17 protein-coding genes are annotated in these 18899 nt (G+C 45.7%); 9 read left to right on the top strand and 8 right to left on the bottom strand.

The window, feature by feature from the left end:
- Together L4D74_RS19700 and L4D74_RS19695 are read left to right on the top strand one after the other, a co-directional pair.
- Complete coding sequence (locus L4D74_RS19700) at nucleotides 1-495, top strand: type II secretion system protein M (protein WP_265674628.1); 495 nt, start codon at nucleotides 1-3, stop codon at nucleotides 493-495.
- Nucleotides 496-1254 carry a type II secretion system protein N gene (locus L4D74_RS19695; RefSeq protein ID WP_428754158.1) on the top strand — a complete coding sequence of 253 codons (759 nt, stop codon included), beginning with the start codon at nucleotides 496-498 and terminating at the stop codon, nucleotides 1252-1254.
- A 165-nt stretch (nucleotides 1255-1419) separates the two neighbouring features.
- Here the strand turns inward: L4D74_RS19695 and cysQ are convergent, their stop codons facing one another.
- The 4 genes from cysQ to L4D74_RS19675 form a co-directional block, all read right to left on the bottom strand.
- On the bottom strand, nucleotides 1420-2244 hold the full coding sequence (gene cysQ, locus L4D74_RS19690; protein WP_428754156.1) for a 3'(2'),5'-bisphosphate nucleotidase CysQ: 825 nt from the start codon (nucleotides 2242-2244) through the stop codon (nucleotides 1420-1422).
- Nucleotides 2245-2248: 4 nt separating this feature from the next.
- Nucleotides 2249-2806, bottom strand: a complete 558-nt coding sequence (nudE, locus tag L4D74_RS19685) for an ADP compounds hydrolase NudE (protein WP_428754154.1) — start codon at nucleotides 2804-2806, stop codon at nucleotides 2249-2251.
- Nucleotides 2807-3049: 243 nt separating this feature from the next.
- On the bottom strand, nucleotides 3050-3637 hold the full coding sequence (nfuA, locus tag L4D74_RS19680; RefSeq protein ID WP_265674632.1) for a Fe-S biogenesis protein NfuA: 588 nt from the start codon (nucleotides 3635-3637) through the stop codon (nucleotides 3050-3052).
- Nucleotides 3638-3751: 114 nt separating this feature from the next.
- Entirely contained in the window at nucleotides 3752-4501 is a 750-nt protein-coding gene (locus tag L4D74_RS19675) for a phosphoribosyltransferase family protein (RefSeq protein ID WP_428754152.1), read from the bottom strand.
- Nucleotides 4502-4546: 45 nt separating this feature from the next.
- On the opposite strand from L4D74_RS19675, the gene bioH reads away from it, so the two are divergent.
- Together bioH and L4D74_RS19665 are read left to right on the top strand one after the other, a co-directional pair.
- On the top strand, nucleotides 4547-5314 hold the full coding sequence (bioH, locus tag L4D74_RS19670) for a pimeloyl-ACP methyl ester esterase BioH (protein WP_428754151.1): 768 nt from the start codon (nucleotides 4547-4549) through the stop codon (nucleotides 5312-5314).
- Between the two features lie 243 nt (nucleotides 5315-5557).
- Nucleotides 5558-6007, top strand: coding sequence for an ATP-dependent Lon protease (locus L4D74_RS19665; protein ID WP_265674635.1), 450 nt, complete (start codon nucleotides 5558-5560; stop codon nucleotides 6005-6007).
- Between the two features lie 75 nt (nucleotides 6008-6082).
- Here the strand turns inward: L4D74_RS19665 and L4D74_RS19660 are convergent, their stop codons facing one another.
- On the bottom strand, nucleotides 6083-8413 hold the full coding sequence (locus tag L4D74_RS19660) for a Tex family protein (RefSeq protein ID WP_428754149.1): 2331 nt from the start codon (nucleotides 8411-8413) through the stop codon (nucleotides 6083-6085).
- 278 nt (nucleotides 8414-8691) lie between these two features.
- Here L4D74_RS19660 and L4D74_RS19655 point away from each other — a divergent pair, with 278 nt between their 5' ends.
- Nucleotides 8692-10581 carry an ATP-dependent zinc protease family protein gene (locus L4D74_RS19655; RefSeq protein WP_428754147.1) on the top strand — a complete coding sequence of 630 codons (1890 nt, stop codon included), beginning with the start codon at nucleotides 8692-8694 and terminating at the stop codon, nucleotides 10579-10581.
- A gap of 96 nt (nucleotides 10582-10677) precedes the next feature.
- On the opposite strand, the gene L4D74_RS19650 is transcribed toward L4D74_RS19655, so the two are convergent.
- The gene (locus L4D74_RS19650) at nucleotides 10678-11811 is read right to left on the bottom strand and encodes a CNNM domain-containing protein (RefSeq protein ID WP_265674638.1); all 1134 of its coding nucleotides are present in this window, start codon (nucleotides 11809-11811) and stop codon (nucleotides 10678-10680) included.
- 320 nt (nucleotides 11812-12131) lie between these two features.
- On the opposite strand from L4D74_RS19650, the gene hupA reads away from it, so the two are divergent.
- Both hupA and L4D74_RS19640 read left to right on the top strand, forming a co-directional pair.
- Nucleotides 12132-12404 (top strand): nucleoid-associated protein HU-alpha, encoded by a 273-nt coding sequence (gene hupA / locus L4D74_RS19645; RefSeq protein WP_250618734.1) that lies wholly within the window; start codon nucleotides 12132-12134, stop codon nucleotides 12402-12404.
- A gap of 231 nt (nucleotides 12405-12635) precedes the next feature.
- Complete coding sequence (locus tag L4D74_RS19640; protein WP_428754146.1) at nucleotides 12636-13331, top strand: DUF1481 domain-containing protein; 696 nt, start codon at nucleotides 12636-12638, stop codon at nucleotides 13329-13331.
- An 84-nt stretch (nucleotides 13332-13415) separates the two neighbouring features.
- Here the strand turns inward: L4D74_RS19640 and purD are convergent, their stop codons facing one another.
- Complete coding sequence (purD, locus tag L4D74_RS19635; protein ID WP_428754145.1) at nucleotides 13416-14705, bottom strand: phosphoribosylamine--glycine ligase; 1290 nt, start codon at nucleotides 14703-14705, stop codon at nucleotides 13416-13418.
- 85 nt (nucleotides 14706-14790) lie between these two features.
- The gene (gene purH, locus L4D74_RS19630) at nucleotides 14791-16383 is read right to left on the bottom strand and encodes a bifunctional phosphoribosylaminoimidazolecarboxamide formyltransferase/IMP cyclohydrolase (protein ID WP_428754144.1); all 1593 of its coding nucleotides are present in this window, start codon (nucleotides 16381-16383) and stop codon (nucleotides 14791-14793) included.
- Between the two features lie 296 nt (nucleotides 16384-16679).
- Here purH and zntR point away from each other — a divergent pair, with 296 nt between their 5' ends.
- Entirely contained in the window at nucleotides 16680-17075 is a 396-nt protein-coding gene (gene zntR / locus L4D74_RS19625; protein WP_265674643.1) for a Zn(2+)-responsive transcriptional regulator, read from the top strand.
- A 172-nt stretch (nucleotides 17076-17247) separates the two neighbouring features.
- Nucleotides 17248-18846: a lysine decarboxylation/transport transcriptional activator CadC gene (gene cadC, locus L4D74_RS19620; RefSeq protein WP_428754142.1), complete on the top strand. Its 1599-nt coding sequence runs from the start codon at nucleotides 17248-17250 to the stop codon at nucleotides 18844-18846.
- Nucleotides 18847-18899: the final 53 nt, after the last annotated feature.

Here is an 18899-nt window from a genome sequence, read left to right as displayed (position 1 = left end):
ATGAAAGGATTATTATTGACGGCCCAAAGCTGGTGGATCTCAATTAGCCAGAGAGAGCAAAGGCTGATGATTGTCTGCTCTATTTTTTTGATTCTTGGTGTCATTTATTGGGGCATTCTCTCTCCTTTTGCTGTGCGAACAGAATTAGCTCAGTCACGTATACAATCGGAAAAGCAGTTGCTGTCTTGGGTAAAAGAGCAAGCCAATCACATTACCGAAAAACGTCAGGCTGGTGGTGTCGTTGTGTCAAAACAGGCGCTTAACCAAATTATCACCTCATCCACGGGGCGTTTTAATATTGAACTTATTCGTATGCAGCCTCGCGGGGAAGAGCTACAAGTGTGGATCAAACCGATACCGTTTGAGTTTTTTGTTAACTGGTTATTTTATCTGCAAGAAACACATGGTGTGAACGTAGAAATTATGGACATAGATAAAGCGGACCAAAGTGGTGTTATTGAAGTGAACCGCTTGCAGTTTAAGCGAGGGGGCTAAATGAAACGAGTGATAAAGTATATCGCGTTGTTCACTGCTGTCTTTTTCGCCAGTGTGATTTATCACGCGCCTGCGCAAGTGTTATTAAGCGTCGCCCCCTTGCCACCTAGTTTGGTGATTAGCGGTGTCCAAGGAACCATATGGCAGGGACGAGCACAGAGTGTGAGTTACCAGCGTCAGCAAGTAGGCGAGGTGAGTTGGCGTTTTTCATGGTCGAGCATACTGACGCTTTCACCAGAATATGCGGTTCGCTTTGGGCGCGGTAGTGCACTGGGCATTGCAGGGAAAGGCAATGTCGGTGTTAATTTCTCAGGACCCTATATTCATACCTTACTGGCTTCTCTGCCTGCAGAGAGTATTCTTGATATTTATACGCCACCCGTTCCTATTAATGCCGGTGGTCAGATAGAGCTAGCGATTCGTTCTATGCAATATCAATCGCCATGGTGCGGCAGTGGTGATGGCTCATTATCATGGAATGCTGGTTATGTGGAGACGCCAGTCGGGAGTTTAAGTTTTGGCCCGACAGTGGTTGATATGACTTGTAGTGATAGTACGATTAAAGCCAGTGGTGCTCAAAATAGTGCGCAAGTATCCAGCGAGTTTACGGGTGAGTTAAAGGCGAATCGTCAGTATCAAACTCAAGCTTGGTTTAAACCCGGCGCCGATTTTCCGACTTCTATGCAACAACAACTTAAATGGATTGGTAATCCAGATAATCAGGGGCGTTATTCTTTTAACTATCAAGGACGCTTTTAAATGGTTTGATGACTTGTACTTGATGACTGGTGCTAATAGGGGCGAGTTATTCATCTAACGCTACAGGTACAATAAAAAGGCGGTGGTTACCGCCTTTTTTACGTTTATAGTGTGGTCTTTTTTGATATTGATACTTGAGTGTAAGTTATTGCCACTAGAGGGAGGTTACTCTTTAATAAGAATATCGTCCCAAGGCAGAGCTTGATCACCAATCACGATGAAGTTGGGATTTTCTAACGTTTCTCTTAAGTTATAGGAAAGCGGCGCGAGTTGAGTGCTAAGAATGGCCCCTCCCGCTTCTTCAACAATACATTGTGTCGCCGCCGTGTCCCACTCTCCGGTAGGCCCGAGTCTTAAATAACAATCGACAGCGCCTTCTGCGACAAAGCATGCTTTCAGGGCGGCGGAGCCTAGAGGGACTAAGTCATAATTCCATGCGCTACTCATTTTTTCTGTCACACGATTGATGTTCTGTCTACGGCTAATAGCAATAGAAATCGCGTGGCTAGCCACTTCATGCGTGTGCACTTTAATTCTTAAACTCTCATCCATCTCGGGAATCTTCCACGCCCCTTTACCCTGATAAGCGTAATAGGTCACACCAGACACGGGAGCATAAACGACGCCCATGATAGGCTTGTTATCACGAACCAAGGCGATAATCGTGGCAAAGTCGCCGCTGCGAGCAATGAACTCTTGTGTCCCGTCTAAGGGATCAACTAACCAATATTCTCGCCACTGGGAGCGTTGCTCTAAGCTGATATCAGCGGCTTCTTCCGACAAAACTGGGATGTTTGGGGTAAGTTGAGACAATTGCTCCATAATCAATTTATGGGCGGCTAAATCAGCACTGGTGACGGGTGTATCGTTGTCCTTGGTATAGGATTCGTAGTCATTCTTTTCATAAATATCGAGAATGAGCTGCCCAGCAGAGCGTGCAATTTCAATAACATCAGGTAAATGGTGGGAGAGGTCGTGATTGAGAGTCATTACGTTACAGCCCCAGAGTTGGTTTTAGTCTTAACATTAACAATAGCGCAGTGATGCTGCGAGCTTCAGAAAAATCGATGTGCGTGAGTAGCTCATCGGCTTGAGCAAGTGGCCACTTGATGATCTCCAGTGGCTCTGGTTCATCACCTTCTAGCTTTTCAGGGTAAAGATCTTGTGCGACGAAGAGTGTCATACGGCTAGAGAAGTAAGACGGCGCTAAAATAACTTCTTTGAGTGGTGTCAGAGTACGAGAGCCAAAGCCGATTTCTTCTTTAAGTTCACGCACTGCCGCTTGTTCTGCTTCTTCGCCTGGATCAATAAGACCTTTAGGGAATCCTAACTCGTAACGCTCTGTGCCTGCCGCGTACTCACGAACTAATAGAATATCGCCATGCTCGGTGATTGGGACCATCATAACGGCATTTCGACCACTGGGCTTCATGCGTTCGTAGGTTCGCTTAGTCCCGTTTGAAAACTGTAAGTCTAGCGCTTCAATCTTAAAGAGCCTAGATTCAGCAACGGTTTTTTGGGCTAAGATTTCAGGTCCTTGTTTGGACGGCATGGGAGTTCTCCTTAGCATATGCAATGATAGCGATACCATCGCGACGCATTGATTGTAGTGGTTAATATATACCTAAGTAACTTCAAGATGCTAGGTTCTGTGACAATTACTTATGGCTAGGTTCGTGTTTGAGTTTGCTAGGAGGGTGTCATTATCTGCGATGATGTGGCGAAGAAAAATAAAAGCGGCGCGTAAAGAGTAACTTTACGCGCCGCTTTGAGGGTAAGCCGCCTAAAGGGAGGGCTAGTAGTAAGAATGCTCGCCGCGATCGTGCTCGGTCATGTCGCGAACCGCGCTTAACTCACCAGAAAACTCTTCAAGCAGTTGCTTTTCGATGCCTTCTTTTAGCGTAACATCGACCATGGAACAACCATTACAGCCGCCGCCAAACTGGACGATGGCAATCCCCTCTGGTGTAATTTCCATTAGGCTAACATGACCGCCATGGCCGGCTAATTGCGGATTAACCTGTGTTTGAATCGCATACTCAACACGCTCCATTAGCGGAGCATCATCTGAGACTTTACGCATTTTTGCATTTGGTGCTTTTAGCGTAAGCTGAGAGCCCATTTTGTCAGTGACAAAATCAATTTCAGCGTCTTCAAGGAAGGGAAGAGAAAGCTCGTCAACGTAAGCCGTTAGAACTTCGTATTTAAATTCAGTATCGTTGCTTTCAACGGCTTCTGGTGGGCAGTATGACACGCCACACTCTGCATTTTGTGTTCCAGGGTTCACAACGAAGACGCGGATGCTGGTACCTTCTGGCTGCTGTGCCAGAAGTTTTGAAAAGTGACTTTGTGCACTTTCTGTAATAGTAATTGGATTTGACACGACGAGTACCCGAGTAATTTTGTAGGTTATTACCGCTATTCTACTCTTGAACTAAGAGGATGCCAAAATTTTTTGCTCACGGCTTGTACAAGATGTGTCGTCGAGTGCAGTGAATCAATTTGGCGTGCGGCACAGACAGTAAATATCAATTTTTTCTACGCCCACTTCAAGTAATAATTGGCTTAAATGCTTAACCGTCGCGCCAGTTGTGACCACATCATCAATAATGGCAACATGTTTGGCTGTGGGGGCGTTTTGCAAAGAGAAAGCGTTGCCTACGTTAGTGAGTCTTGCCTGCCGGTTAAGTGACTTCTGTTTCGGCGTATTCATCCGTTTATGAAAAACCTGTCCTTTAAGGTGACAGTTAGGCCACAAGGCATGCATTTGTTTTGCCATTAAATGACTAAGGTTAAAGCCTCGCCATAATTCTTGATGCCAGGTCATGGGAACAGAAATGAGTATCGGAGCGGGATCAGGAATGCGTTGCTGGAGTTTTTGTATCAGTGGCGGTAATAACCAAAATTGCCGCTGCTGTTTTATTTTTTGAATAAAGAGTGAAAGCGGGAATTGGTAGTCACCTAAACAAACCATCCTTTGCCATGGTGGTGGAAGTTTGAGGCACTCACCACATACCGACTGTTCATTGAGAGGTTGTTCACTGGGACATTGTGCATTGAGAATAGGTAAGGCGCAGCGCAGGCAGCGTGGAACATCATCTTCGATATAAGGTTGGCAATAGTGGCACCAAAGGTTATGACCGAGCGAAGAAGGGATACCGAGACCACATATATGGCATCGCTTACGTATGGGAGTAAAATTCTGCATGACGCTATCAACTGACGTTTGTAAGATAGTGATTAGCATGAAGTAAAATTCAATCGAGAAAGTTGTAATTCAGTAGGAGAGAATGTGAGTCAAGATGTGAAAGTTCACTGGCAATCAGAAGGACAGGGCCCCGATCTTATTTTGATCCATGGTTGGGGTATGAACGGTGCGGTATGGGAGCAGTGCATACCGAAGTTAAAAGACTGCTTCACGGTACATGTCGTTGATCTACCTGGTTACGGTTTAAGTGGCGAAGTATCATGCCAATCATTTTCTGACTTGATAACACTTGTCCTAGAAGACGCGCCTTCGAGAGCGATTTGGTTAGGGTGGTCGCTTGGAGGGCTGGTGGCCACACAGATTGCGAATCAGCATCCAGATCGTGTTGTACAATTAGTGACGTTAGCGAGTTCACCGAAATTTTCGCAACAATTACCGTGGAAAGGAATAAAGCAGGAGGTGTTGAATGCCTTCACTGAGCAGTTGTCCGCGAATTTCACCTTAACGATTGAGCGCTTTATGGCACTGCAAGCGATGGGGAGTCCTAGTGCTCGCAAGGATGTAAAACAGTTGAAAGAGGCGGTTTTATCTCGTCCAATTCCGGCACCGGAGGCGCTTCATTTAGGCTTAGAGTGGTTAGGGAGTTTAGATTTGCGTCAAGCTTTACGAGAAGTCGATGTTCCTGTTCATCGCTGGTATGGTCGCCTAGATGGTTTAGTACCAGTGAAAGTCGCTGATGTGCTGGACTCTGAAATGAGTGCACATGATTCTCATGTGTTTACGGGGTCCTCTCATGCCCCCTTTATTACTGAATTAGATAACTTTGTCGGAAAGTTAAAGTCTCTCCTTTAACCTTGTAGCTCGATAAATTGTTGGTTTTTTATTCGAATTGAGTAAAGTTTTTCACAGATATTCCGATACGATAAAAAGAAAGTATGTTTTTAAATGGCAGTAGCAGCGTGTAAATCTAAGCTGCTACTGTTCTATGGTAGGCGTCTAGGTCGCGTGCATAAATGCGAATTATACGTCGTCATTTGTAACCCACTAAATTGTGCAGTATTAGTTATTTTCACTCAATTGAGAGGAGAGTGATAAGTGATAGTGTCGCCCAATAATATCAGTGCGCCTGTGGTGGCTTCTTCTGTTAATCCACAAACAGAGCAAGCAGCCCGTGATAATAAGGTTCGTGAGCCAATTATCCCTACGGTTGAGCTTGCAAGAACCAATGCGGAACGTCGTATTAATGAAGAGGAAAAGCGGCGCAAACGAAATGCTTGGGATCCGGCTGAGCATCCCGAATATGACGACGATAATGAGCCGCGTTCCACAAGCGATCCTATTCAACGTTTGTTTCAGCTGTTGGCATTGAATACCTACAGTGCGTCACAAGGAAAAGGATACGCAATGCGTTTTCGCTTACCGCAAAAAATACTCAAAGCGGCCATTATGGAAGGGAGAATGGCAAAGCGACGTACCGTTATTCGCTACCATTATGGCCATGCGGTTGCGCCGAATACGCCCTCTGATATTATTGCGGTAACGTAAAAAGAGCACAAATTGTGCTCTTTTTATTATCCATGCCCTTTTTATTACGGGCATGAGGATGACGATGGATTGCGGTTATTTTTTTGCTTTAGCAAACGCAGCCGCGAAGGCTCCACCCATCGCATTGCCACCAGTCTCTGCTCGCGGCTGACGCGGCTTAGAAGCTGTTTTTGTCGTAGAAGTCGTCTTGTTATTTTGACCACCTGATCGAGAGGTTCGATTATCTTGTCCTGGCTCGTCGTTCAGGCGCATGGAAAGCCCGATACGTTTTCGAGCCGCATCCACTTCCATAACCTTTACTTTGACAATATCGCCCGCTTTCACCACTTCGCGAGGGTCTGAAACATAGCGTTCGGTCAATGCTGAAATATGAACTAAGCCATCTTGGTGCACACCAATATCGACGAAGGCACCAAAATTGGCGACATTCGAGACAACACCTTCCAGAATCATTCCTGGCTCTAAATCAGCAACGGTGTTCACCCCTTCTGCAAACGTCGCAGTTTTAAACTCTGGTCTTGGATCTCGGCCAGGTTTGTCGAGTTCTTTGATGATGTCAGTGACGGTGGGTAAACCAAAAACATCATTGGTGTAATCGATGGCACTCAATGACTTTAGAAAAGCACTGTCGCCGAGTAATGAATTCAATGGGCGATGAGTTTTTTCAGCAATCGTTTTGACTACGGGGTAGGCCTCTGGGTGAACAGAAGAGGCATCTAATGGGTTCTTGCCACCCATTATGCGTAAGAAGCCAGCACATTGCTCAAATGCTTTTGGCCCTAAACGAGCGACTTTTTTGAGCGTAGTACGAGCGTCAAAACGGCCGTGCTCATCACGGTAGTCGACAATGTTTTGCGCCAAGGTTGTTGATAAGCCAGCAACTCTAGTCAGTAGGGCGGATGATGCTGTATTAACGTCGACACCTACCGCATTTACACAGTCCTCAACCACAGCATCAAGGCGCTTTGCGAGCATGGTTTGGCTAACATCGTGCTGGTATTGACCTACACCAATTGACTTAGGGTCAATTTTTACCAACTCTGCGAGTGGGTCTTGCAGTCGGCGAGCAATGGACACTGCGCCACGTAGAGAGACATCCATGTTCGGAAACTCTTTTGCTGCGAGTTCTGAAGCCGAATAGACCGATGCACCCGCTTCACTGACAATGATTTTTTGTACTTTATGGTTGCCACGTTTAATCACGTCAGCGGCAAAGCTATCGGTTTCACGTGATGCCGTGCCGTTACCGATAGCAATGAGGTCAACATTAAACTGTTGGATAAGCTTATCGATGGTGTGTGCAGATTTATCGTATTGCTTTTGCGGCACGTGAGGATAAATAACATCGGTGGCCAAAACCTTACCAGTGGCATCTACCACCGCAACTTTACAGCCAGTTCGTAAACCTGGGTCTAAACCAAGCGTGGCGCGAGGACCCGCAGGTGCCGCCATAAGTAAGTCTTTTAGGTTCGTCGCGAAAACCTCAATAGCCTCGACTTCAGAGCGTTCTTTTAGCGCGCCCATTAATTCTGTTTCCATGTGCATCGATACTTTGATACGCCATGACCAGCTGATAACTTGTTTGCGCCAAACGTCGGCAGCCGCGGTACTAAGGTGAATGCCATAGTGCTGGGCAATCAGGGTCTCACAGTATGATTCTCTTACTTTCTCCTCATTTGCTGGATCAGCGTTGAGGGAAAGTTGCAGGTAGCCTTCATTTCGGCCGCGCAGCATAGCGAGCGCTCGATGAGAAGGTACTTTGCTAATCGCTTCATTGTGCTCGAAGTAATCTTTGAATTTTTCACCTTCACTTTCTTTACCCGCGATCACGCGAGAGGTGAGCTCCGCATGGCTGGTTAAATAGCGGCGAACCTTATCGAGTAAGCTCGCGTCTTCAGCGATGCGCTCCATAATAATGGCGCGGGCACCATCAAGCGCGGCTTTGCTATCGGCAATGCCTTTTGCAGCGTCAATATAGCGCTGAGCCGAACTTTCAGGGTCATTATCTGGCTGCAACCAAAGGAGATCAGCGAGCGGCTCTAAACCCGCTTCAATAGCAATTTGTCCTTTAGTACGACGTTTTGGTTTGTAGGGTAAGTAGAGATCTTCAAGACGAGTCTTACTGTCAGCGTCATTAATCTCATTGGCCAATGAAGCGGTGAGTTTGCCTTGTTCATCAATGGATTTAAGGATGGTTTGACGTCGGTCGTCGAGCTCTCGTAAGTAGCTCAGGCGCGAATCCAGTGAGCGAAGCTGAGTATCATCAAGCCCCCCCGTGACCTCTTTTCGATAGCGAGCGATAAAAGGAACAGTATTACCGTCATCAATCAGTGTGACAGCAGCTTCTACTTGCTTTGGGCTGACGCTCAGCTCTTTAGCAATCAGTTGACAGATAGCGTGGCTCATCCGTGTATTCTCTTTTTGTTATGTGAGAGAAAGGAATGCTCCCTTCCTTGATATCTTTAGGATATAAGGGCTCGAAAGCAAGTTTGCAATTGCTCGGTCATTTTTCTCTGCATGACAGAGGTGAAAATAGCTGTAGATTTGCTAATTTATTGATATGCGCGTGGATATTCCGTTAGTTTTCTGTAAAGTTAAAAGAAGGCAGGGAGAAATTAGGATGCTCGTTGTCTTATATGAAGTGGATACCATTAGTCGGTCGGTCAGTGAATGGATGTATTATAATGAAGAAATCAGCAATTAAATTGGCGTTAATTCTTGCCTCTATGACCAGTGGGTGGGCAATGGCCGCACCTGATCTTTCTACGACTCAAGCACCGTTACTCACGATTGAGAAAAAGATCGTCTTAGGTCGTGTTGAAAGTGTTTATTATCAAGGTATTGAAGCGTTAGAAGGCGTGCCATTTGTCGGAAAAATTGACACCGGTGCCGACACGACATCAATGCATGCTGAAGATATTGAAGTCATCAGTAACAACCCTAAATATCAAGGGCTCAGTAATGACAAGCTGCTGCAAACCATAGTCGATGAATACGGTGGCTCGGCGAGCGACTGGTGGCTAGAAGAGTTTGACAATGAACAGCGCAACTTCCAAGGTATTGTACGCTTTTCAGTACGCCACCCTTATACCGGTGAAAAAATCACAATGGAACGCCCGTTGACGAGAACGAGTGTGATTCGAAGCCGCACAAGCAGTACACCAATCTACCGACCGGTAGTGACTCTTCCAATGACCATCGCGGGAAAAACCGTTGAAACAGAAGTAAACCTGACAGATCGCAGTGGATTTAGTGCGCCTATTTTAATTGGCAAAACTTTCTTAGCCAATAACGCGTGGGTGATGGCTGGGTATGATTATTTACAAGCGCAGAAAGACGCGCAGGTGATTGGTCGTCGCGAAGTGGGTTCTGTAGACGGCGTGAATGTCGATGTGAGCCTTTCACTTAAGAATAACTACAGTATCTTGAACGCACAAAATATCCAAGTAAATCAAAAAGAAGGCAGTGTCACTTTTGATTTGGCTGGTAAGGATAAGGAATCAAAGTCGGTGACGTATCCTTTAGTGAAAATGTTGTCGATGGGCGATAATGAGTACCCAATGGTTTACGTGACCTTTAAAGGGGAAAAAGAATTTGAGCAGCCAATTTTGGTCTATCTGAAAGACCGTTCGAAAAATAGCACTCAATTGCGTCTAGGTTTGAATACGATAAATCAGCATTTCATTATCGATACTCAAGCTAAGAATAAACTGACAAAGAAAAAGCAAAGCTTTAAAGCGCGAATGAGTGACAGCCCACTTGTTGTTTCTCCGGTTGAAACATTGATTTTAGATGGGCACAAATTGGATGCTGAGCCTTCTTTTACAGTTAGCACCCCTTTACTTAAGGTCGCCAGCTTTGAAATGATTGAGGCGAAAGGGCGAGATAAAGTTGAGTACTACCTCTCTAATGATCTTGGAAATGATGAGATTATTCGTAAAACCATTTTGCGAAAAATTAAAGTAGGTGACACGGTGAGACCCGTTGTAGATGGTGAGTTCATCGTAGGAGGCAAGGACGTTAATGTTGAGTTTGCTTTAGAGGCGCTGGATAGTGACGAAGGCGACCAGCCGTATTTTGTCATTGGCAAGAAAGCTAAGAAGTCCGGCGTATTAGTGAATACACGAAGCGAAAATTTGCTTGACGCGTATCCTGTATTTACCGCGGGGCATATTGAGAATGCAACCGTCGAAGGGCTGCAATTTCCAGTTAAATTAGACACTGGCGCTGATGTGAGTTCGATGAATGCACTGGATATCAAGCAGTTTGAAAAAGACGGTAAAAAAATGGTCACCTTTACCTATGCCAATGATATGGGTATGAAGCAGACGTTTACTCGTGAAGTTGTCGACGTTATGCGCATCAAGGCCAAGCAAGGTGAAAAAGCCAATGTCCGCCCTGTCGTTGAGATGAGAGTGCAATTAGGGGATGTGGAGAAAACCGTAAAGGTGAATCTACAAGACCGCTCTCGCTTTCATTACAGCATGATTTTGGGTAAAAACTTCCTCAAGTATGGGGTGGTGGTGAGTAGTGATGAAAACTTTTTACTTGGTAATGAGATTGGTAGTCACTAAAACGACGTCATCGATAGAATAAGAAGTCGCAGTAAAATAAAAAGCGCCAGCGAGGATTCTCACTGGCGCTTTTTGGTATCGTTATGAAGCTAGAAGCTATGACGGAGATTGGTCAGAGTCTTTCTTTTCAGCGGTCTCTGCAGGCTTATCCGAAGGTTTGTCCTTTAGCTCTTCATCGTCCTCATCAGAACCATCAATCATGCTATGCTTTTCTTTCCAATGCTCCCAGCGTTGTGAGGCAAGCTCTTGCATGTCTGTGGTCTTGTCTGCCTCATCGACAATCTCTTGGCCGAGTAAGTGCTCGAAGATATCTTCCAGGGTAATAATGCCTTGAATCGTGCCGTACTCATCAACAATGATGGCGATGTGTAATCGTTCAGCCATCATTTTTTCAAAGGCTTTAGGTAGCATTATTGTGTTAAATAGCACATGAATAGGGCGCATGACCGCACCTAGTTGCTGCTCTCCAGCACCTTGCTGCTGGAGCTTAAATAGCTCAAGACGGTGTACAAAGCCTAAGATATTGTCTTTTTGCTCACGATAAATCAGTGGGCGAGAAAACGGCGTATCTTTGTGTTGGTCGAGAAATTCATTAATCGTCATTTCTGCGGGTACACGAAACACAACCGGTCTTGGCGTCATCACGTGAGTGACTGGGATATCTTGTATATTAAGGATGTTCGTCAATATATTCGATTCGCCTTCAGCAAACTCCCCACTTTCTTTTGCGAGTAGTGCCATCGCAGAGAGTTCATCACGCATTTTAGGTGCTTCATGGCCACGAGCGAGACGCTTAGTGATTTGTTCAGAGAACCAAACAAATGGTGTCAAAGCCCATACCATCCAGCGCAGGGTGCTAGCCGCTGACGGCGCGAGTTGGCGCCAGTAGGTTGCCCCAATAGTTTTCGGAACAATCTCCGACAGTACTAAGATGCCAAGCGTGAGTACTGCAGAAAACACACCTAACCATTCGCTACCAAATACCACAGCCGCTTGCGCGCCTGCCGTTGCTGCACCAATGGTATGAGCAATGGTATTGAGCGTTAGAATAGAGGCCAGTGGGCGATCGATATCGGCTTTTAGTTTCGCCAGTCTTCCCGCTGCCGGGTGTTCATTTTGTCGCAGCTGAGCAAGGTAGCTTGGTGTAATACTAAGTAGCACTGCTTCCAATACCGAACAGATAAAAGAAACACCGATCGCAACCGAAATATATACCGTTAAGAGAAACATTTATGTCCTAGTGTGTACACACATCAACCTAACTTTGCTGAAACTTCAGCCTGTGCATTGTTGGTGAGTGTTAATAAAATAGGGCTGCTCCAATGGATTCATCAGGCTTATCACTTGTGCAGCAGTGCCTTTATGGGACTTTATGACACAAATTACAAGGTTTCAAATTCAATCTTAGGGTAACAAATTGTGAGTTAATGCTCATAAAATGGCGAAATCTCAATCATTAGTGATAAAGATGCTCTACAAACCTTTGCCAGATGGGGGCTTTATGATTTAGAGTGGGCTTTAATTCGATAACATGAAAGAAGGGAAACCTAATGAATAAGACCCAATTAATCGACTTTATCGCTGAAAAAGCTGATCTATCTAAAGCACAAGCAAAAGCAGCTCTTGAAGCAACGCTTTCAGGTGTTTCTGAAGCACTAAGTGAAGGTGACCAAGTTCAACTAATTGGTTTCGGTACGTTTAAAGTTAATCACCGTGCTGCACGTACGGGCCGTAACCCTAAAACGGGTGACGAGATCCAAATCGCTGCTGCTAACGTACCTGCATTCGTTTCAGGCAAAGCGCTTAAAGACGCAGTTAAGTAATTAAAGCAGCACCGATGATATTGGTATCATCGGTGCTGTTGTTACTAAAGAGGATTACTGGTAAACCTGCCCAAGCCTTATCTCTCGTTGTTTTACCAATGCTTCCCTTTCTCAGATACTAAACTTATATGAACATCCTGCCATTTTTATGGTCTTATCATAGAGTGCACTTTCCGATTAACGCTGGTTATTTTCTCGATAGTATCGATCATTTGAGGTCATAGAACGTAAATGAAAAAGACGCTACTGCTATCATTACTCACGGTTGCCTTAGTTGGTTGTTCTTCAACGCCTACCCCTAGTATTAACCAGTACTCCCAGTTCACGGGAGGGCAAACTCTTGGTGATGCAACTAGCCTTTACTGGTACACAGAGCGTTTGACTCAGCCGTATAATGCGGCGGAATATGTCAACATGAATGATTACGGTTGGTACAAGTCTAATTATCGATGGAGTGGCGGTGAGTTACGTGAGTTTGTTCGTGAAGGGCTGCAAAATGATCCGCCAAACAAACCCGTAGAATACCGAATCCATGTGCGTTTTAATAAAGATGGTGAGGCGATTTACCAGCAGTATCGTCGTAATGGTAAAGTGCTGCCAATCAAACGGGCTCAACTTGAGAATTACCAGCGAGAAGCAACCTTACTCACCGAGCGAGTCAAAGAGCAAGATAGCGATGGCTTGGAGCTCATTCAGGGGCATTGGGATGGTAAAACATTAGAAACCTGCAATGGTATCGCTTTGCAAAACATTAAGTTTGAGCAAACACTACCAGACTTCGTTGTGCAAAGATTAGCGGCGGTAGAGAGCTACGTGGCCTTCTTGGGGAGTACGCGTTTAACTGGCGCTCGCGTAGAACAGTTACTGATGTTATCTGAAGGTGATGCGGATTGTATTGAAAGACCGAATCTAATTGCCGATGAGTAGTAAGCAGGCTACTTTGGTTCGATAAAAGAAGGGCGCCGTTATGGCGCCCTTCTTGGTATAGCGTTAAGTAGATTTAGATAAAAACTACTTTTGTCGCTCACGAGCAATAGCTCGATAGCCAATGTCGTTGCGGTGGAACATGCCATTCCAACTAACTTGCTTAGTCAACGCGTAAGCACGCTCTTGAGCCTCAGAAACGGTGTTACCTAGTGCTGTAGCACAAAGTACACGACCACCGTTTGTCACAACATCGCCAGCTTCGTTATTTGTCGTACCCGCGTGGAAAACCTTTTGGCCTTCAACTTCACTTGTTGGTAGTGAAATAACGTCACCTTTTGCGTAGTCAGCAGGGTAACCGCCAGCCGCAAGAACAACACCGATAGAAGCGCGTGGATCCCACTTCGATTCTGCTTGGTCTAGTTTCTCGTCGATAGCCATTAGGCAAAGTTCAACAAGGTCAGACTCCATACGCATCATGATTGGTTGCGTTTCTGGATCGCCGAAACGGCAATTGTATTCGATAACCTTAGGTGTGCCGTCAGCATCGATCATTAGGCCAGCGTAAAGGAAACCAGTGTAAGGTGCGCCTTCTGCGTCCATACCACGTACCGTTGGGTAGATAACTTCCTCAAGGATACGATTATGGATTTCAGGAGTTACAACTGGCGCAGGAGAGTAAGCGCCCATGCCGCCTGTATTAGGACCTGTATCTTTGTCGCCAACACGTTTGTGATCTTGGCTCGTTGCCATAGGAAGAACGCTAGAACCGTCAACCATAACGATGAAGCTTGCTTCTTCGCCTTCAAGGAATTCTTCGATAACCACGCGGCTGCCAGCTTCGCCAAATGCGTTGCCCGCTAGCATGTCTTTGATTGCGTCTTCTGCTTCTTCAAGCGTCATCGCAACGATAACGCCTTTACCAGCGGCAAGACCGTCAGCTTTGACCACGATTGGAGCACCTTGCTCGCGAACGTAAGCGATAGCTGGCTCAATCTCAGTGAAGTTAGCGTAGTAACCCGTTGGGATATCATGACGAGCGAGGAAGTCTTTGGTGAATGCTTTGGAACCTTCAAGCTGAGCTGCTGCTTGAGTTGGACCAAATATTGGTAGGCCCACCTCGCGGAAGGCGTCAACCACACCAATAACTAATGGTGCTTCAGGGCCGACGATAGTCAGTTCGATTTTTTTCTCTTGAGCAAACGCGACTAAACCTGCGATGTCTTCAACACCGATGTTTACGTTCTCAAGTTTAGGCTCAAGTGCAGTACCTGCGTTACCTGGAGCAATGAATACGGTTTCAACGTTTGGGTTTTGTGCCGCTTTCCAACCCAAGGCGTGTTCTCTACCGCCAGCACCGATGATCAATACGTTCATGTTTTAATCCTTAAGTCTTTAATTCTTAAAAGCCCCTCAAATTTGAGAGGCTCGATAGCTACTAATCGTTTAGATAAACCAAATATTAGTGGCGGAAGTGACGCATGCCCGTAAAGATCATCGCCATGCCGTGTTCGTCTGCTGCGGCGATAACTTCGTCATCACGCATAGAGCCGCCCGGTTGGATAACACACTTGATGCCCGCTTCTGCTGCCGCGTCGATACCGTCACGGAATGGGAAGAATGCATCCGATGCCATTACACAACCTTCAACCTGTAGACCTTCGTCTGCCGCTTTGATGCCTGCAATCTTCGCAGAGTAAACGCGGCTCATTTGGCCTGCGCCTACACCAATAGTCATGTCGCCTTTCGAGTAAACGATAGCGTTAGATTTCACGTACTTCGCTACTTTCCAGCAGAACAGTGCATCTTTTAGCTCTTCTGCTGTAGGTTGACGCTTAGAAACCACTTTAAGGTCATCTTCAGACACCATGCCTTGGTCGCGGTCTTGAACGAGCAGGCCGCCGTTAACGCGTTTCACGTCAAAGCCAGTAGTCTTAGTTGTCCACTCGCCACACTCAAGTAGGCGAAGGTTTTTCTTAGCCGCTACGATTTCTACTGCCTCAGCAGAAACAGAAGGTGCAATGATAACTTCAACGAATTGACGCTCTGTGATAGCCGTTGCTGTTGCAGCGTCTAGTTCACGGTTGAATGCGATGATGCCGCCAAATGCAGACGTTGGGTCTGTTTTGAATGCACGGTCGTAAGCCTCTAGGATGTCTTCACCTAGTGCAACACCACATGGGTTTGCGTGCTTAACGATAACGCAAGCTGGTGCGTCGAATTCTTTCACACACTCAAGTGCAGCGTCAGTGTCAGCGATGTTGTTGTAAGACAGTGCTTTACCTTGGATTTGGCGAGCGGTAGAAACGGATGCTTCTTCAGGATTTGCTTCAACATAGAATGCGGCTGCTTGGTGGCTATTCTCACCGTAGCGCATGTCTTGTTTTTTCTCGAACTGTTGGTTAAACGTACGAGGGAATTTAGACTCTTCATCACCTTCCTTGTTCTCACCGTAAGATGGAACCATAGTGCCGAAGTAGTTAGCAATCATGCCGTCGTAAGACGCGGTGTGCTCGAATGCTGCGATAGCTAGGTCGAAGCGAGTCTCTAGCGTTAGAGATTTCTCGTTAGCGTCCATTTCAGCGACAACGCGGTCGTAGTCGTGTGCGTTAACCACGATCGTTACATCTTTGTGGTTTTTCGCAGCAGAGCGAACCATGGTTGGTCCACCGATGTCGATGTTCTCAACAGCGTCAGCAAGAGTACAACCTTCTTTAGCAACGGTTTCTGCGAATGGGTATAGGTTTACAACAACCATATCGATAGGATTAATACCGTGAGTTTCCATCACGTCATCATCTTGGCCGCGACGGCCTAAAACGCCACCGTGAACTTTTGGATGCAGTGTTTTTACACGGCCATCCATCATTTCAGGAAATCCTGTGTAATCGGATACTTCTGTCACCGCAATGCCTTGCTCAGCAAGTAGGCGAGCAGTGCCACCAGTAGAAAGGATATCAACACCACGTTGAGAGAGTGCCTGGGCAAACTCAACAATACCAGTTTTGTCAGATACGCTGATAAGAGCGCGGCGAATTGGACGAGCGTTATTCATGCTTCTGTCTTCCTCAAAGTCACAGAGTTAACGTTGCTGTGGGTAGGCGTTGTGATTATGCTTACTCACGGCTAAAAGATTGTTGCCAAAACAGATTGCTTTGCAGCGCCGTTTAGAGCGCTTATTATCCATTTGGGCAATGACCCTTGCACAAAAAAGCATCGTTGATGCTGTTGGCGCGTATTCTAACCAATCTATTACAAAAAAGCTCGCGCAATCGTTTGGCATCGCAAAAAAAAGTGCAAAAAAATAGATTTTAGGTCGACATTGTAACGAAGAGGTTAAATTAAAAGGTTATGTTTCAGATAGGTGAGTTAGCAAAACGCTGCAAGGTGACGGCGGATACGTTGCGGTTTTATGAGAAAAACCAACTAATTATTCCAGCGGGGCGCAGTGAGTCGGGTTATCGGCTTTACAATGAAGAAAGCCAAAGGCAGGTCAATTTTATACTGAAAGCTAAAGAGTTGGGGCTGAGTCTGGATGAAATTAAAGAGTTGCTGGGCATAAAGTTGGAAGCGACAGAGCATAGTTGTGCAGAAGTGAAAGCCATTACGTCTGCTAAATTAGCGGTGATAGATCAGAAAATTGCCGAACTCACGCGTATCCGTTCAGCGTTAAAGAAAATCAATGATGCTTGTTGTGGGCATCAGCATGATGCCAGTCACTGCTCTATCTTGGCGGCTCTGGAATAACGGTGGTAAGACGGATTAGGAGGTAAATAACCTAAGTTTGCATGTTTGATCATTCGCATTTGGTAGGTGAATGCCTATAGGGCTACTATAATCCCGCCTTTCTTCGTGTTCCTACTAGTAGCGTGGTGCTATTTGGCGGGTGCGATGCGGTATGTGAGAGACGACAATTTATATGGTAGAGGTCTATTTTCAAATCAATGACTGGGTACTCAGTGTTGATGAAAATAAGCTGTATCGACAAGATAGGGAAGTCTCCGTTGAACCACGCTTAGTCAATTTATTACTTTTTTTAGCTGAACATTCGGGGCAAGTTTACTGCCGCGATGAGCTGATTCGCTATGTTTGGGATGGCGCCATCGTCACTGATCAAGTGGTAACTCAATCAGTGTTTGAGTTGCGTAAAATTCTGCGCGATGGACGCGAAGAAAATTTACACTATGTCGGCACGGTGCCTAAACGCGGCTATAAACTGGTCGCGGCCGTCACCCCTATGACCACTGAACAGTTTCATCAATATCGGACGTTATCTACCGCTAATGTAACGGATGTGGCTCACGTCACCTCTGTGACTACACCAACTTCTCCTCCAATTGAGACTCAATCAAAAGCACTACAAGAGCCGATGGCTTTTCCGGCCGCTCCGCTCACCCGCGCGCTATATCAAAAGAAAAAAAGTCCTAAACAGCCTAAAGTAAAATCGCTTCTTAGCCCTTGGCGCTTAGGAATTATTAATGCAATTTGGATTGGAATATTAGTGGCGGCGGTAGGGGTGTTTACCTATAAGCAGTCGGAAGTGAGTATTACCCAGGTAATTGATACGCATTTGATCGCGTTTGAATACCAAGATGGGATTCGTAGCTTTGGGCGTAGTTACGAATTGGCGGATGGGTTTGCTCAGAAGTTGATGCTAGATATTACCCGAGTCACCGACTATCGAGTGATGTTACACAAGACGGCGTTCAAAACAGGCATTGTTCCCGGGAAAACCGTCTTAGTCAGAGTGGATGAAAACGATGGCGGAGACTTCCTAGAATTGGAATATAGAGATAACTCTTCAGAGAAAGTGCTGTTTAGTCGGCAGTACGCGTTAGCGAATAAGCATCTTAAGTCAGTGCTGAAGCAGAGTTCGTTAGATCTTATGCGAATCTTAAAGATTGAAGATGCAGAGCAGCGAGCGATCAATACAGTGTCGGGTGTGCCCAATGATCCTGAAGCGTTAGCGTTGTTTATTCGCGCCAATCATTACCTCAATGTGTCTGATAACCAGCAATTTCAGCATGCGATTGACTTGTTAGAGCAGATCCTAATCTCGGAGCCTGATAATGCTTATGTTCAGTCTGAGTTATTAGTCGCTTATTACGTCCAGCAAGCTCTTGATGAAAGTAAGGTGTTAAAAGAAGAGAGGTTAACGCAACTCAGTTTGGCGCTTAATCATTTTGTCTCTAGTGAAAGTGGCCCGATCCAACCTCGAATCTATGAGGCATTGTCGTTACACGAAACCATGTTAGGGGAGCAAGCTAAGGCTCAAGCTCACCTTAAACAAGCGTTAATGATACGCGACTCAGTGCTGGCTTATGTGATTAAAGGTAAGCATGCCGAGCTTGCTGGTGATCTGGATAATGCCAGTGAAGCGTATAGTGAGGCATTTTATATTGATACCTCAGTAGAAACATATCTGTTGTGCGAAAACTTAGTGTTTTCGAGTAATCTCAAACAGATTGACCACGCGATGTATCGGGCTGTTCACCCTTCTGTTGTTCGTCTCCTGTAATAATGCGGATAAGGTGAAGTATTTACGATATGGACGTTGAAAAGACCGACTTT

It is taken from the genome of Vibrio cionasavignyae, assembly GCF_050337155.1.
Lineage (GTDB): Bacteria > Pseudomonadota > Gammaproteobacteria > Enterobacterales > Vibrionaceae > Vibrio > Vibrio nomapromontoriensis.
Note: the sequence above shows the minus strand (reverse complement) of the source record. Positions and strands in the feature narration are given on the sequence as shown.

Bases quoted from the DNA above. Each gene is read 5' to 3' on its own strand.
- L4D74_RS19695 (WP_428754158.1), top strand. From the start codon at position 496: ATGAAACGAGTGATAAAGTATATCGCGTTGTTCACTGCTGTCTTTTTC.
- L4D74_RS19660 (WP_428754149.1), bottom strand. From the start codon at position 8,413: ATGAGCCACGCTATCTGTCAACTGATTGCTAAAGAGCTGAGCGTCAGC.
- zntR (WP_265674643.1), top strand. From the start codon at position 16,680: ATGTTTCAGATAGGTGAGTTAGCAAAACGCTGCAAGGTGACGGCGGAT.
- cadC (WP_428754142.1), top strand. From the start codon at position 17,248: ATGGTAGAGGTCTATTTTCAAATCAATGACTGGGTACTCAGTGTTGAT.
- L4D74_RS19655 (WP_428754147.1), top strand. From the start codon at position 8,692: ATGAAGAAATCAGCAATTAAATTGGCGTTAATTCTTGCCTCTATGACC.
- L4D74_RS19640 (WP_428754146.1), top strand. From the start codon at position 12,636: ATGAAAAAGACGCTACTGCTATCATTACTCACGGTTGCCTTAGTTGGT.
- purH (WP_428754144.1), bottom strand. From the start codon at position 16,383: ATGAATAACGCTCGTCCAATTCGCCGCGCTCTTATCAGCGTATCTGAC.
- cysQ (WP_428754156.1), bottom strand. From the start codon at position 2,244: ATGACTCTCAATCACGACCTCTCCCACCATTTACCTGATGTTATTGAA.
- purD (WP_428754145.1), bottom strand. From the start codon at position 14,705: ATGAACGTATTGATCATCGGTGCTGGCGGTAGAGAACACGCCTTGGGT.
- L4D74_RS19650 (WP_265674638.1), bottom strand. From the start codon at position 11,811: ATGTTTCTCTTAACGGTATATATTTCGGTTGCGATCGGTGTTTCTTTT.
- hupA (WP_250618734.1), top strand. From the start codon at position 12,132: ATGAATAAGACCCAATTAATCGACTTTATCGCTGAAAAAGCTGATCTA.
- L4D74_RS19675 (WP_428754152.1), bottom strand. From the start codon at position 4,501: ATGCTAATCACTATCTTACAAACGTCAGTTGATAGCGTCATGCAGAAT.
- nudE (WP_428754154.1), bottom strand. From the start codon at position 2,806: ATGCCGTCCAAACAAGGACCTGAAATCTTAGCCCAAAAAACCGTTGCT.
- L4D74_RS19700 (WP_265674628.1), top strand. From the start codon at position 1: ATGAAAGGATTATTATTGACGGCCCAAAGCTGGTGGATCTCAATTAGC.